The 13,802-nt window shown below is 40.4% G+C and carries 13 protein-coding genes; 8 read left to right on the top strand and 5 right to left on the bottom strand.

What is annotated here, in order from left to right; translation table 11 throughout:
* Positions 1 to 42 precede the first annotated feature (42 nt).
* On the bottom strand, positions 43 to 1,461 hold the full coding sequence (locus SJY16_RS19090) for an alanine/glycine:cation symporter family protein (protein WP_377891659.1): 1,419 nt from the start codon (positions 1,459 to 1,461) through the stop codon (positions 43 to 45).
* Positions 1,462 to 1,789: 328 nt separating this feature from the next.
* Between SJY16_RS19090 and SJY16_RS19085 the strand changes: the two genes are divergently transcribed.
* From SJY16_RS19085 to SJY16_RS19050, 8 genes are all read left to right on the top strand, one after another.
* A complete protein-coding gene (locus SJY16_RS19085; RefSeq protein WP_377891657.1) occupies positions 1,790 to 3,172 on the top strand; it encodes a tetratricopeptide repeat protein in 1,383 nt (460 codons plus the stop codon).
* A 141-nt stretch (positions 3,173 to 3,313) separates the two neighbouring features.
* Positions 3,314 to 4,075, top strand: coding sequence for a threonine/serine exporter family protein (locus tag SJY16_RS19080; protein ID WP_377891655.1), 762 nt, complete (start codon positions 3,314 to 3,316; stop codon positions 4,073 to 4,075).
* 15 nt (positions 4,076 to 4,090) lie between these two features.
* Positions 4,091 to 4,540 carry a threonine/serine exporter family protein gene (locus SJY16_RS19075; RefSeq protein WP_377892345.1) on the top strand — a complete coding sequence of 150 codons (450 nt, stop codon included), beginning with the start codon at positions 4,091 to 4,093 and terminating at the stop codon, positions 4,538 to 4,540.
* A gap of 99 nt (positions 4,541 to 4,639) precedes the next feature.
* Complete coding sequence (locus tag SJY16_RS19070) at positions 4,640 to 5,068, top strand: DoxX family protein (protein ID WP_377891653.1); 429 nt, start codon at positions 4,640 to 4,642, stop codon at positions 5,066 to 5,068.
* 15 nt (positions 5,069 to 5,083) lie between these two features.
* Entirely contained in the window at positions 5,084 to 5,737 is a 654-nt protein-coding gene (locus SJY16_RS19065) for a DsbA family protein (protein WP_377891651.1), read from the top strand.
* Positions 5,738 to 5,879: 142 nt separating this feature from the next.
* Entirely contained in the window at positions 5,880 to 6,326 is a 447-nt protein-coding gene (locus tag SJY16_RS19060) for a DUF4385 domain-containing protein (RefSeq protein WP_377891649.1), read from the top strand.
* 164 nt (positions 6,327 to 6,490) lie between these two features.
* A complete protein-coding gene (locus tag SJY16_RS19055) occupies positions 6,491 to 7,822 on the top strand; it encodes an FAD-dependent oxidoreductase (protein WP_377891647.1) in 1,332 nt (443 codons plus the stop codon).
* A 233-nt stretch (positions 7,823 to 8,055) separates the two neighbouring features.
* Positions 8,056 to 8,664 carry a histidine phosphatase family protein gene (locus SJY16_RS19050; protein WP_377891645.1) on the top strand — a complete coding sequence of 203 codons (609 nt, stop codon included), beginning with the start codon at positions 8,056 to 8,058 and terminating at the stop codon, positions 8,662 to 8,664.
* Between the two features lie 60 nt (positions 8,665 to 8,724).
* On the opposite strand, the gene SJY16_RS19045 is transcribed toward SJY16_RS19050, so the two are convergent.
* From SJY16_RS19045 to SJY16_RS19030, 4 genes are all read right to left on the bottom strand, one after another.
* Positions 8,725 to 9,993, bottom strand: coding sequence for an alanine/glycine:cation symporter family protein (locus SJY16_RS19045; protein ID WP_377891643.1), 1,269 nt, complete (start codon positions 9,991 to 9,993; stop codon positions 8,725 to 8,727).
* A gap of 139 nt (positions 9,994 to 10,132) precedes the next feature.
* Positions 10,133 to 11,320 (bottom strand): MFS transporter, encoded by a 1,188-nt coding sequence (locus SJY16_RS19040; RefSeq protein WP_377891641.1) that lies wholly within the window; start codon positions 11,318 to 11,320, stop codon positions 10,133 to 10,135.
* Positions 11,313 to 11,744 (bottom strand): MarR family winged helix-turn-helix transcriptional regulator, encoded by a 432-nt coding sequence (locus SJY16_RS19035; RefSeq protein WP_377891639.1) that lies wholly within the window; start codon positions 11,742 to 11,744, stop codon positions 11,313 to 11,315. Before SJY16_RS19035 ends, SJY16_RS19040 begins: the two co-directional genes overlap by 8 nt.
* Before the next feature lie 244 nt (positions 11,745 to 11,988).
* The gene (locus SJY16_RS19030; RefSeq protein ID WP_377891637.1) at positions 11,989 to 13,545 is read right to left on the bottom strand and encodes an ABC-F family ATP-binding cassette domain-containing protein; all 1,557 of its coding nucleotides are present in this window, start codon (positions 13,543 to 13,545) and stop codon (positions 11,989 to 11,991) included.
* Between the last annotated feature and the right edge of the window lie 257 nt (positions 13,546 to 13,802).

The raw sequence follows: 13,802 nt of genomic DNA, 5'->3' as shown, positions 1-13,802 counted from the left end.
AGATTAGCGAAACTGGCTAATTCGTCAGAGGGTAAAAAATCGTTAGTTAGACTTATCTTTTACTGGATTATCTGTCCAGATGTCGGATTCTAGCCCTTTAATCGTATCTTTATAGAACTGAGGATCTTGTCCGGCTCTTCGTTGATCGCGGTAATCTTTCAAGGCAACGAAAGCAACTTTACCAATGAGCGCAATGACGATTAAGTTAAGTAATGCCATGAGTCCCATTGAAAGATCGGCCATGCTCCAAACGATTCCAAATCCGGCATTCGCTCCAAACATAACCATACCGAGAACAGCGAGTCGATAGATGAATTTAGCTGTTGGACTAGATTTGATAAATTCAATATTCGTTTCACCATAGTAGTAGTTCCCGATAATCGAACTAAAGGCAAATAGTAAGACTGCGATGGCTACGAATATACCGGCACCGCCACCAAGGTGTTGGTTCATCGCTTCCTGGGTTAGCTGTACACCATCAAGTTTAGAATCAACATATCCATCAGACATCAAAATCATAAATGCAGTAGCAGTAGCGATTAATAAAGTATCGACGAATACGCCGAGTGCTTGAATAAGACCTTGTTTGACCGGGTGTGATACATCGGCAGTAGCAGCGGCGTTTGGCGCACTACCCATACCAGCTTCGTTTGAGAATAGCCCACGTTTAATTCCAAGCATCATGGCTGCACCAACACCACCACCAGTCACTTCTTTAAGTCCAAAGGCATGTTGGAAGATGAGTGCGAACATGTCTGGAACCTGAGCGAAATTAACGATCAATACGTATGCCGCAACAAGAACATAAATTCCAGCCATGATCGGAACGATAATTTGCGAAACAACAGCAATTCGGCGAACACCGCCGAAAATGATGATTGCAGTTGCTACAGTAAGAATTGCGCCTAGAACCCAACGGTTGACGTCAAAGGAATTTTCGAATGCAAGTGCAATCGTGTTTGATTGTACAGAGTTAAAGACGAGACCGAAACTAAATGTGATGAGAACGGCGAAGATAATCCCAAGCCATCTCGCCTTAAGGGCACGCTGCATATAGTAAGCAGGACCACCGCGGAAGTCGTCTCCATCACGGACTTTATAAATTTGAGCAAGGGTACTTTCAACAAAACCACTTGCCGCACCTAGTAATGCGATCAGCCACATCCAGAATACTGCACCTGGACCACCGATACTTACAGCAGAAGCAACACCTGCAAGGTTACCAGTACCAACACGTGATGCTGTACTAATGAAGAATGCTTGCAAACTGGAGACCGATTTCTTTCTACCTTTCATCGTGTCCTTTTCTGCAAGGACATGGAACATTTCACCGAAAAGACGGAATTGCACAAATCGTGAGCGAATCGTGAAATACAGTCCTACGCCAATGAGGACGAAGATCAAGACGTTCGACCAGACGAGCGTGTTTCCGGCGGATACAATTGATTCTAAAAGATCCATATGTATTTCCCCCTATATATTAGATTTTGAGAAGAATATGCTATATTACCCATCTTCCCATTATGAAGTAAAAACTAACTCAGTTACTGGAATTTTTTATAAAAATTTAACTTTTCAGATAGTTTGAGTTGACTTTTCTGAAATACAAAATCCTATTATACATGCTAAAGAGAAAATATTCTAGAAATCATGTTAGAAAAACTAACATCAAAACTTTATCCAAATAAAGGAATGGTGAACGAAGCATTTCTTAGCGTGCTTTTCTCTTAGACATTTGAATGGTAGAATAAGGGTAGTAATAAAATCAGCTCTGCCCGGAGGGATTTGAATGATCGAGCAAAAACAAAGCGTCACACTCATCTCGAATCACAAGCCTGTCCAATTACGTATCGAACGTATGGCGATTCATCATAGAATGAAGATTCTCAAGACGGTGAAGGCGAACGGTAGTAAATTTTATCTATTCTTTTATCAAAACGATTTTATCACTGGTAAAAGTATAGAAGTACAGTCTGGATCCCTCATAGAAAAAGCCTTTCAGGATGGTATTGTCCTCAATGCCCCACATCCATTGATAACGAAATTCCTTGAACCTCACACTATTGTTTTGAAGTCCACGAAACACGTCTTACAAAACATTCAAAAAAAGTATTCTCCTCAAGAAGTAGTTTTTATCTTTTCCTATTTCGACTCCTTTCTTCCAAAAGAAAAAATCATGCAATTACAAAGAAAGTACTTTTATGAATATAGAAGAAACGGCCAGCTTCGTCTTGCATTCCAAATCCTTATGGTGGCTTTATACGCAGACTTCTCAACGAAATGGGCCCAAGAACTGTCCAATCAGTTAGAATTTCAAAAAGTGAAATCGATCTATGAATGGGGAGGACGAGAGCTTCATGAAGCCGATCCTCTATACGCAGAAATAAATGCATATAAAGATTTAGCATCTAACAAGACATACCTCGATTCCCTATATAAACGTGATGGTCGAAAGATCGATCATTCTGCTCTGACTTTAAAGATGTACCTCCAATCCTCACATAATCAGAATGAACAATCACTTCCTGCCATTGATTTTCCTCTTTCCAATCATGAACGAGCGCTCCTTTTGTGGAATATGTACTCCGAAGCGCCACATTTAAATGTTCTCCGTAAACAGGTCTTTCAATCCCTAATTGAATTAAAGAAAACCACTGAAGCTATAAATTTACTCGCATCACGACAAGATGAAATCACAGAAAAAGAATGTGAACAAATGATAGAAGCGTTTCAAGATCTAGAAACCGATATGGACGCTATCGAACTCACGCTTTTACAAAAATGTTTGTGCGTACAAGAAAATCGCCGACATCTTCCTTTACTACTTCAAACTTTGGTACCGAAACTTCTTGAACGGTACGATATCGACTTTGTCTTCGATTGGCTCAAGCCATTGTACGAGGACAATAAAGACCTCCCTATTTTGACGACTATTCAGACGATGGCAGAGATACAGGATGATCCAGATAAACAATTTCAACTAGGAAAGCTCTATCACAAACTAAGTCAGTATGATGAAGCGATCAAATGTTTTGATTGGGAAATGGAAATGCACCCAACTGATCCTACGCCTGTCCAATGGCTAACGAAAGTGTACAGAGAAATGGGCAAAATTGAAGAATCGAATACCTATATGTCCATTTATACTCAAATGCAGAGAGTATCGAATTAACAGCGCAGGTGACCACCTGCGCTTGCTTTTTGTTTTCTATCATCAAATCCTTCTGTATACAGAGGGATTTGATAAGGAATATACTGTTCATATAAACTAAGTGTTAAATAGAGTGATTTTAAAACGTGTCAGGAGAAATTCATGGAAAAACAACATTTAAATACGTACGAGGTCATTCAAGTGTGTCTACTCGCTGGCAAGGTTATGCTCCAGAACGGCGGAGAAACGTATCGCGTTGAAGACACGATGAGAAGAATAGCTGAAGCCTATGGTGCTGCCGATTCGGATAGTTATGTTACGCCAACAGGTATATTCTTCACAGTAGAAGGACCAGAGCCATCAAAAACACAGTTAATACGTATTCTAGAACGCACGACCGATCTCCATAAAGTCGCAATGGTGAACAGTATTTCAAGAAAGATCAGTGGTGGAGACCTTTCTATACAAGAAGCTTACTACGAGCTTCAGAAACTAGACAAACAATCAGAGCGATATACATTTCGAGTGCAATTAGTTGCTGCTGCTATAGCTAGTGGATGTTTTCTTATCATGTTTCAGGGAAGCTGGGATGACTTTTTCCCTGCTGTTTTAGCAGGTGGAGGAGGCTTTTTTAGCGTGACATGGTTTAATCGACTTGTTCCTATAAAGTTTTTCTCAGAGTTTCTAGCATCGTTTGTTATTGGACTGATGGCTGTATTCTTTGTGTATACAGGATTAGGGACTCAGCTAGATAAAATTATAATTGGATCTGTTATGCCGCTCGTTCCAGGGCTGTTGATAACGAATGCTGTACGCGATTTGATGGCAGGACATCTTATATCTGGGCTTTCGAAAGGGGCAGAGGCGTTTCTGACTGCTTTCGCAATCGGAGCTGGGATAGCAGTTGTCGTGTCATTCTTATAGGAGGGAAGAAAGTTGATGACGTTCGTTGCACAGCTTATTACAAGCTTTATTGCAAGCACCGGTTTTGGTGTGATGTTTAACGCCCCTAAATCCTCTTTATTAAAAGGTGGATTGGTCGGCATGAGTGGTTGGGTTATTTATTTTCTAATGGAGAGATCTGGAATCGATGCAGTCATCGCTACCGTAACCGCATCCTTTTTCATAGCTGTAATTAGTCAAATATTTGCGAAGGTATATAGAACACCTGTGATTATTTTTAGTGTTGCAGGTATTATCCCTCTTGTCCCTGGTGGTCTTGCATATGATGCGATGAGGCATTTTGTGCAAAATGATTATAATACGGCGATCAATCTAGCAGCGAAAGCATTCATGATCTCCGGATCGATTGCTGTTGGGCTCGTCTTTTCAGAGGTAATCAATCAAATTATTAGAAATGCTACGATGATTCGTCAAGAAAAGCAATGAATACCTAAATAGCTTTGCAATAAGCAATCTGGCTATGATACCTTTGATATAAATAGATATGTCGAACGATGTCAAAATATATCTTGGGGAGGAACGATAATGAAGACCTACCCCCATATTGGGTTAGTAATAATTCGACTTGCTCTTGGAATCCTATTTTTCTCTCATGGGTTCTTTAAGTTTTCGGACGGAATTGAAAATACAGTAGCTTTCTTTGAAACAATTGGATTATCAGGGTTTCTTGCTTATGTAGTAGGAATCATTGAATTGACCGGTGGTGTGTTAATGATTCTTGGCTTTGGAACTCGTGTTGTGGGCGTGCTATTCTCTATCATACTTATCGGTGCGCTACTTACAGTGAAGCGGTCAACAGGAATGCTAGGTGGTTATGAGCTGGACATTGCTCTTTTGGCAATGGCATTTTCATTGATTCTAGGAGGCGGTGGTCCATTGAGTCTTTGGGACTTCTTAAAGAAGAAAGGCTGGACGATTGAAATAACAAGTCAGAAAGTAGAATCAAGAGACTAACAGGAGAGTGGCAAGATGAAGTGGTCGATCCGAAGACCAATAGTGTGGGCAGTAGGGATTACTTTGATTGGTCTCATCATCTTTATTGTTTCAAAAGGATCATCAGAGGCTGATAGCTTTAATCTTGATCAACAGCCGAGTCTCGGGAAAGCATCCGCACCTGTTGAAATCATTGAATTCGGAGATTACAAATGTCCTGCTTGTAAAGAGTTTAATGGAAGCTTCTTATCTCAAATACAAGAGGAGCTTATAGCTACGGGTAAAGTGACATTCTACTATGTCCATTACCCTGTTATTCATGAAGACTCAAAGCGAGCAGCGAGGTTTTCTGAAGTTGTCTATCAAGTGCTTGGGAACGATGTATTCTGGCAATTTCACCATGTGATGTTTGATGAACAACCTAAGAATTCAAAAGCTGTGAAACAAGATATCTATACGGATGAATTTCTTGAGAAAACACTTAATGGATTAGTGAGTGAAGAAAAAACGGAAGAAGTTATGAAGGCTTTTCAAGATGGATCCGGAAGAAATGCTGTTGATGAAGATTTAAGGTATGCAGAAGAATTAAATGTGAGCGAGACACCAACACTTTTCGTAGATGGAGAACAGTTTAAGGGTGAAAACCTGGCTGATCTAAAGGAAATGGTTGAGGAGTCATCACACGAATAAAGAACGAGACGTCCGTAGCGTTACGGGCGTCTTTTTTGATTCAATCAAACGTTTGTTTGAAACTTAAAACCTGCATGATAGGCTGAAACTGGTTACCTTCTCTCTTTAAATGGGAAAAGTAATGCAAGAGGAGGTCATTAAAATGAGTTTTGATTATGATAGTGACTTTAAAAAGATAGATTTTCGTGAAAGTCCAGAGAAGTATAGGGTAGGAAGAGGAGAGCAGGGAGTCTTGTTAGTGGAACCATACAAAAGTGAAATCTTGCCACACTGGAGATTTAAGACTCCTGAGATTGCTAAAGAATCTTCAGAGAAAATCTATCAAATGTTTGAAGAGTATAAGAAAAATGATGATTTCGTAGGAATGGATATGTCTAGAAAGTTCATTCAGATGGGCTATACAAGGTCTCGACGCTATGCGAATTACAAAGGTGGAAAAAAGTATAATGAGGATGGTGAGGTTAAAGAAAGGCAAATAGATGAAGAGAAAGCTGAATCAGCAAGAATCTTTGAAGAAACGTGGAAAATTGTCAGAACGGATGAAGAATACTTAGAGAAAAAGAAGGATCATCAAAACAAGTATGGGTAAGGAGGGAGGGTATTTACTAAAAGTGAATGATTTGTGAAACAGTGAGCATGGTGATTGCGAAATCATCAATCCTGGAATATACTAAGGTTACAGTTAATTGTGAATCACTTCACATAACTGATAACATACATGTGAATAATTTCACATGTGCAGGAGGAATATCTATGAAAGTAGCAGTAGTAGGTTGTACACATGCTGGAACAGCATCTGTTTCAAATATAGCAAATCTCTATCCTGAAGCAGAGGTTACGGTTTACGAACGTAACGATAATGTCTCGTTCTTATCGTGTGGCATAGCACTGTATGTTGGTGGCGTTGTGAAAGACCCTAAAGGATTATTCTACTCTTCTCCTGACCAGTTAGAAAATATGGGTGTTACCATGAAAATGAAGCATGAAGTGCTTTCTATAGATTCAGATCAAAAGACAATTAAAGTGAGAAACTTAGAAACTGGTGAGCAGCTTGAGGATGAATTTGATAAGCTCGTCATGGCAACAGGTTCTTGGCCTGTGGTTCCTCCAATTGAAGGAATAGAACTTGATAACATTCTTCTATCAAAGAACTATAACCAGGCTAACAAAATTATTGAACGAGCAGCGAATGCAGAACGTGTTACAGTCATTGGGGCTGGTTATATAGGTGTTGAACTTGTAGAAGCTTTTCAGAAGTACGGAAAAGAAGTGACGCTTATCGATGGTGAAGATCGTATTTTGAGCAAATATTTGGATCCGGAGTTCACAGACGTTATCGAAGAGGATTTCAAAACAAAGGGAATCAGTCTTGCGCTAAACGAAACAGTAACACGTTTCGAAGGGAATGGCGGTAAAGTAACGAGGGTTTATACAAACATGGGTGAATATAGTACTGATCTCGTTATTCTTTGTGTAGGCTTTCGACCGAACACTGAGCTTGTAAAAGGACAGGTGCAAATGTTGGATAACGGGGCTATCATCGTAGATGAGTATATGAGAACAAGTAATAAAGATATTTTCGCAGCAGGAGACAGCTGTGCGATTAAATATAACCCTACTGGTGAGCATGCTTATATCCCTCTAGCAACAAATGCTGTACGAATGGGAACGCTAGTAGGTAGGAATATCATGAAACCAACGATCAAGTATATGGGAACACAGGGAACCTCAGGCTTGCATCTTTTTGACCACAGTATGGCATCAACTGGGTTAACTGAGAAAGCGGCGATTCGTACGGGTATGAATGTGAAAGCAATCACAATAAAAGAAAACAATCGTCCTGAATTTATGCCAGACTATGAAGTGATCACGTTAAAAGTTGTATATGAAGAAGAGAGTCGCCGCATTGTTGGAGCTCAGGTCATTTCAAAAGCCGATGTTACTCAATCTGTGAATACACTGTCTGTATGTATTCAAAATAACATGACAGTAGATGATCTGGGGTTCGTAGATTTCTTCTTCCAACCACACTTTAATAAGCCTTGGAACTTCTTGAACCAGGCAGGGCTTCAGGCAGTTCAGTAAGTTAAGTCCGCCAGTAAATTGCTGGCGGATTCCTTTGTGACTTGCATGATGAAGAATAGCCCTACATAATAATAAAAGCGGAAGTGGGCCGCTTAAATCTGAAGGGCGTTGGAGCCCTTGAGAATGAGACGATTTATGTCTCAATCGAAATGGCGAAACGACCGAAAGATTTGGCACACTGGAGCTGTATAAAGCCTATTGAAGGCGCAGGTTAACATAGGAGGATTTGAAGAATGACGCGTATTTATCTCGTCAGACACGGAGAAAGTGAATGGAACGCAGCTGGAGATCTATACTGCGGACGAACGGATATAGGATTATCTTCTCTTGGTAGAAAGCAGGCGGTCAATGCAGGCAACTTCTTAAAGAATGTGCGCTTTGATGCTGCTTATGCTTCTCCCTTAATTAGAGCGCGTGATACAGCAGAACTCATTCTCGGCGATCTGCATCTAACTGTTCAATCCGATGAACGTATTTTTGAAGGAGACTTCGGGGAGTGGGAAGGTAGAGCAAAGATAGACTTCATCGCTGAAGACCCAGAGTCCTGGCATAGCTGGATGGCTAATCCATGGGAAACGAGAGCTGGTAGAACAGGAGAAACAGCCAAAGAGATGTATGAAAGAGCATCTGATTTCTTTAAAGAGATGGCTATAAAGCATCCAGAGGATACAATCCTTGTTGTTGCTCATAATAATACGATTCGTTTCTTCCTAGCAGGGGTACTTGGGATGCCGTTTACTAACTATCGTAAGATTTTTCAAGACAATACGGGAATAAATGTTGTAGATGTTTCCGAGGAAGAGATTGTTTTAAAAAGCTTAAATATCAACGCACATCTTTAACAAAAAAACGCTAACCTCCTGGAAAGGTTAGCGATTTTTTTTGCGTTATGGCTTATAGGATCAAGGCTTAATTTCTTTATATGCTTTCTTCACAATGCCGCTTAGTGCAATCAGCGCGATTAAGTTAGGAAGCACCATAAAAGCGTTGAACGTATCGGCAAGTTGCCATACGAAAGGAACGTTAAGCACGGTACCCCCGATTATGAATAAAAGGACGAGCCCGCGATAAATGGGTACACCTTTCTCTCCGAATAAGAAGTTCACATTCGTTTCACCAAAGTAAGCCCAGCCTAGAATTGTCGTGAAACTAAAGAACAATAGGCTGAATGCAATAAAATAGATACCGAAGCTACCAAGTCCGCTCGAAAAGCTAGCTTGTGTAAGCTCAATTCCAGTTAAATTAGATCCAGCGCCTTCTGTAACGAGGATGACGAGTGCCGTTGCAGTACAGATAATGACCGTGTCGATTAGAACACCGACCATCGCAACAAAACCTTGTTCAGCGGGGTGTTTCACATTTGCAACCGCGTGTGCGTGTGGGGTAGACCCCATTCCGGCTTCGTTCGAAAATAATCCTCGTGCAACTCCGTATCTGATGGCTTCCTTAATGGAAGCCCCGAGTACTCCTCCGCCTGCAGATTCAGGTGTGAAAGCTGACTCGACGATTAGAGACAACGCTGGAAGTACGAGATCAATGTTTAAGATTAGAATTGCCATTGCTCCGATAATATAGAGAAGAGCCATTACTGGAACTACATTTCCTGCAAACGTGGCGATTCGCTTTATTCCACCAAGTAGGATTAGTCCAATTAGAATCGCAACGATAATCCCGATCAGTAGTGGGGGGATATTAAAGGCGGTATGAAAGGCGTCGGCAATCGAGTTTGATTGAACCATGTTCCCGACAAAGCCAAGCGCTGCAATAATGGCGATGGCGAAAAATACTGCTAGCTTCTTACTACCAAGTCCATCACGAATATAGTAGGCAGGTCCACCTTTGACGACGCCATTTTCTTTTTTACGGAATTTTTGTGCCAAGACAGCTTCAGCAAAAATAGTGGCCATACCTAGAAAAGAAGAAATCCACATCCAGAATATTGCACCAGGACCTCCTGCCGCAATTGCGGTAGCGACACCTGCTAAGTTTCCTGTGCCAACTTGCGCTGCGATTGCAGTAGATAAGGCCTGATAGGATGAAATTCCTTCTTTCTTCTTTTTAGAAAAGAGGGGGCCAAATGTTTGGCGAAATCCTTCTTTTAGTCCGGTGAATTGGATGAAACCAAGTCTGATCGTAAAGAATAGTCCGGTTCCTAAAAGAAGTGAAATCATTATGGGTCCCCATAAAATGGAATTTATTTCTTCGATTACACTCATGGTTGTCAACTCTCTCTCAGAAAAATTAGATTCCCCAATAATAGCTATTTTTTCTGAGTACTTCAACCCATTAACACGTTATGGTAACTATTTCTTAATAATTTGCTTGGGATTGAAGCTGTTTTTCTGTTGGTTTACGTTTTGAAATCCACTGATAAAGGACTAAAATGCCTGCTACGAAAACAGAAAGGAAGAGGTACAATTTTGAATAACCAAGTGAATGGACAACCAGTCCAAGAACGTATGATCCTGTAGCTATGCCGATATCAAATAGTGTGAAAAAGGTTGCTGTCGCATGAGCGCTTCTCGATTCTGGAGCAGCTTGGATTGCAAGGGTCTGAAAGCTGGGCACGATAGAACCATAGCCGAGCCCAATAAGGCCACCTGCAACAAGCAGCATCCATGATGTACCTGTAAAGCTCAGGGTTAAAAGTCCGAGAGCATATAGCATGAAAGCTGGTTTGATAACGGTATTTGGTCCGAGTGTATCGAACATTCTTCCGGTAAATGGTCTAGAGACAAGCATTGCAACAGCAAAAACTGCAAAGAAGAAACCTGCAGCATCAAGAAGTCCTAGTGATTTTGCATATAACGATATATATGAAATCACGCTGGCGTATGAGAATGCTAGAAATAGACCTACCATTGCGATAGGAAATACACGACGTTCAAATAAGTCTTCCATCGTTAAGCTTTTCTTTTTGATCGTTTCAGGCTCGATCGTTTTGACCCAAATCGTACAGAATAAACCTATAATCATAATGCCGCTAAGGACTAAGAAGATCGAGAGGTAAGAAACGAACTGGAGTAGCGTCAATGCAAGAAAAGGACCTGCGACAACGGCTACATTCATACTCATTGCGAAATAACCGAGTCCTTCACCACGTCGTTCTCGCGGTATGGAATCTGCAGCTATCGCACCAGCTGCTGTCGTGACGATACTAAACCACATTCCATGGAAAAAACGAAGGAATAGAAGTGGAATGTATTGATCAGTTATTGGATATAGAAACGTAGCAATACCAAACATACCGGCACTAATGACAAGCATTTTCTTTTTTCCGAATCGGTCAATCAATCTACCAGAAAAGGGACGAACGAAGATTGCTGATAATAGAAAGATCGTAATAATTAAGCCGGCTTGAGACTCCGTTCCACCCATCGCATCTGTTACATAAATAGGTAATAGAGTTAGCAGAGCGTAAAAAACAACAAAGATAAATAAATTGCTCACAAAGATATTAATAAAACTTTTTGACCAAATAGGGCGTTTGTTAGCCATGTGTAACCACTTCTTTCTCTGACCCAATCTTATTTAGAAGGGTCATGAATTGTTCTTGATCATCTTGAGACAAACCATGCAGCAACGATTCTTCCATTTCGAAGATCGATGCTTTAATTTCAGGAAGTTTCGATTGTGCATATTCAGTTAAGCAAACGATACGCTCGCGTTTGTCTTCCCCCTCAGAACGCTTGATCCAGTTGTTGCTTTCCATTCGAGTAATCGTACGCGTGGTAGTAGGGGCTTCAACATTTAAATATTTCCATATGTCAGTTTGCTTCATAGGTCCAAACTGATCCAGGCAGTAAAGAATAGCCCATTGGGAGGTATATAAATTGAATTCGTTAAGTTTATCGTTCGCTTCTTTAATAATGAAGCGCATTTTTTGATTAAGAGAATGAAAGATGTCATTAGTTGTTATCATAAAGCCCTCCGTTAAAATAGTTACCTAGGTAAATAAAATCATGAAATACAGTTTAACGCTTGAGTAAAGGAATGTAAAGGATTGTAATTCGTGCAGAATAGTCAGGGAATATGAGTCGATTAGGATCGAATAATAGAATATTTCCACGGAAATAGAGTGTTGTACTCGAATGATCTCAGGTGTCTTTCACTGAACACATAAAAAAGACTTATCCCTTTATAAGAGATAAGTCTCGTCCGATGAATTATACTAATTTCGTCGTCCAGTCTTCGCAATTCCAAACGTCAGTTGCAACATCCTGATAAAATTCAGGTTCGTGAGAAATCAGGATGATGCTCCCTTTATATGCCTGTAGAGCACGTTTCAATTCTGCTTTCGCTTCAACGTCAAGGTGGTTCGTAGGCTCATCGAGTACAAGGAGGTTCGATTCATTATTCATCAGTTTACATAGTCGAACTTTTGCTTTTTCTCCACCACTCAGAACTTCTACCTTACTTTCGATGTGCTTGGTTGTAAGGCCACATTTAGCTAATGCTGCTCGAATTTGGGCTTGGCTGTAGTGAGGAAATTCCCTCCACACTTCTTCTATACATGTATTGTTTGTTTTCGTTTTAATTTCCTGTTCAAAATAGCCAATGTAAAGGTAATCCCCTTTTTCAACTGATCCGTTGATTGGCTTGATTTCACCAAGAATACTCTTGAGTAGAGTGGTTTTACCAATACCGTTGGCACCCATAAGTGCAATCTTCTGCCCGCGTTCCATAGATAAATTAAGAGGACGTGAAAGTGGTTCGTCGTAACCAATCACAAGATCATTCGTTTCGAAAATCAATTTACCTGATGCCCTCGCTTGCTTGAAGTTAAATTCAGGCTTTGGTTTTTCTTTTGCAAGTTCGATGACGTCCATCTTATCCAGTTTCTTCTGACGGGACATCGCCATGTTACGCGTCGCTACACGAGCTTTGTTTCGTGCGACAAAATCTTTCAGCTGAGAGATTTCTTGCTGTTGTTTCTTATAAGCAGACTCCAATTGTTGTTTTCTTACTTCATAGACTTCAAGGAAATTATCGTAGTCGCCTACATACCTTGTTAATTCTTGATTCTCCATGTGATAAATAAGGTTAATAACACTATTTAAGAATGGAATATCATGTGAGATTAGGATGAACGCATTCTCATACTCTTTTAAGTAGCGCTTAAGCCATATGATGTGCTGTTCATCAAGATAGTTTGTAGGCTCATCAAGAAGAAGGATTTCAGGCTTTTCAAGCAGAAGCTTAGCAAGAAGTACTTTCGTTCTTTGTCCTCCACTTAAATCTTGGACGTCTTTTTCCAGTCCGATCTCATCAAGCCCAAGTCCCCGCGCGATTTCTTCAACCTTTGCATCGATGACGTAAAAGTCGTTGTTCGTTAGCACGTCTTGTAATGTACCGGTATCTTCCATGAGTTTTTCTAACTCATCAGGAGAAGCATCGCCCATCTTTGCGAAGAGCTCATTCATTTCTGTTTCATAATCGAATAGGTATTGAAAAGCGCCTTTTAAAGCGTCGCGAATCGTCATACCTCTTTCTAATACTGTATGTTGATCAAGATACCCAACTCTTGCATTTTTTGACCATTCGACAGTTCCTTCATCAGGCTCAAGTTTACCAGTAATTATGTTCATGAAGGTAGACTTCCCTTCACCATTGGCACCAATTAGTCCAATGTGTTCGCCTTTTAGAAGACGAAACGATACATCATCAAATATTGCTCGGTCACCGAAGCCGTGAGTAAGGTTTTTCACGGTTAATATACTCATAGGAAACACCCTTTGTTTAATGTTTAACAATCTTAATTGATTATATATGACAAAACGCATTGATGAAAGGTGATGACAACTAAAACCTTTGGTAACTTCAAGAAATGCGAATTTCTAGGTCTATAGTCTCCTTGGTTGGGCAATTAGTTCAAAAGTCTCACTTAAATTAAGTAACATTTACATCGTGTATCAATCAGCTTAATAATGTACGTTTAGTCTAGTAGTAGCCTTTAGGAGGGCTATTAAACCAGGGAGGG

The organism is Alkalihalobacillus sp. R86527, assembly GCF_042466185.1.
GTDB lineage: Bacteria > Bacillota > Bacilli > Bacillales > Guptibacillaceae > Guptibacillus.
This window is presented reverse-complemented; position numbering and strand designations above follow the sequence as displayed.

What these genes read in the sequence shown, in the direction of transcription:
- SJY16_RS19090 (WP_377891659.1), bottom strand. Translation starts at nt 1,461, where the DNA reads ATGGATCTTTTAGAATCAATTGTATCCGCCGGAAACACGCTCGTCTGG.
- SJY16_RS19085 (WP_377891657.1), top strand. Translation starts at nt 1,790, where the DNA reads ATGATCGAGCAAAAACAAAGCGTCACACTCATCTCGAATCACAAGCCT.
- SJY16_RS19080 (WP_377891655.1), top strand. Translation starts at nt 3,314, where the DNA reads ATGGAAAAACAACATTTAAATACGTACGAGGTCATTCAAGTGTGTCTA.
- SJY16_RS19075 (WP_377892345.1), top strand. Translation starts at nt 4,091, where the DNA reads ATGACGTTCGTTGCACAGCTTATTACAAGCTTTATTGCAAGCACCGGT.
- SJY16_RS19070 (WP_377891653.1), top strand. Translation starts at nt 4,640, where the DNA reads ATGAAGACCTACCCCCATATTGGGTTAGTAATAATTCGACTTGCTCTT.
- SJY16_RS19065 (WP_377891651.1), top strand. Translation starts at nt 5,084, where the DNA reads ATGAAGTGGTCGATCCGAAGACCAATAGTGTGGGCAGTAGGGATTACT.
- SJY16_RS19060 (WP_377891649.1), top strand. Translation starts at nt 5,880, where the DNA reads ATGAGTTTTGATTATGATAGTGACTTTAAAAAGATAGATTTTCGTGAA.
- SJY16_RS19055 (WP_377891647.1), top strand. Translation starts at nt 6,491, where the DNA reads ATGAAAGTAGCAGTAGTAGGTTGTACACATGCTGGAACAGCATCTGTT.
- SJY16_RS19050 (WP_377891645.1), top strand. Translation starts at nt 8,056, where the DNA reads ATGACGCGTATTTATCTCGTCAGACACGGAGAAAGTGAATGGAACGCA.
- SJY16_RS19045 (WP_377891643.1), bottom strand. Translation starts at nt 9,993, where the DNA reads ATGATTTCACTTCTTTTAGGAACCGGACTATTCTTTACGATCAGACTT.
- SJY16_RS19040 (WP_377891641.1), bottom strand. Translation starts at nt 11,320, where the DNA reads ATGGCTAACAAACGCCCTATTTGGTCAAAAAGTTTTATTAATATCTTT.
- SJY16_RS19035 (WP_377891639.1), bottom strand. Translation starts at nt 11,744, where the DNA reads ATGATAACAACTAATGACATCTTTCATTCTCTTAATCAAAAAATGCGC.
- SJY16_RS19030 (WP_377891637.1), bottom strand. Translation starts at nt 13,545, where the DNA reads ATGAGTATATTAACCGTGAAAAACCTTACTCACGGCTTCGGTGACCGA.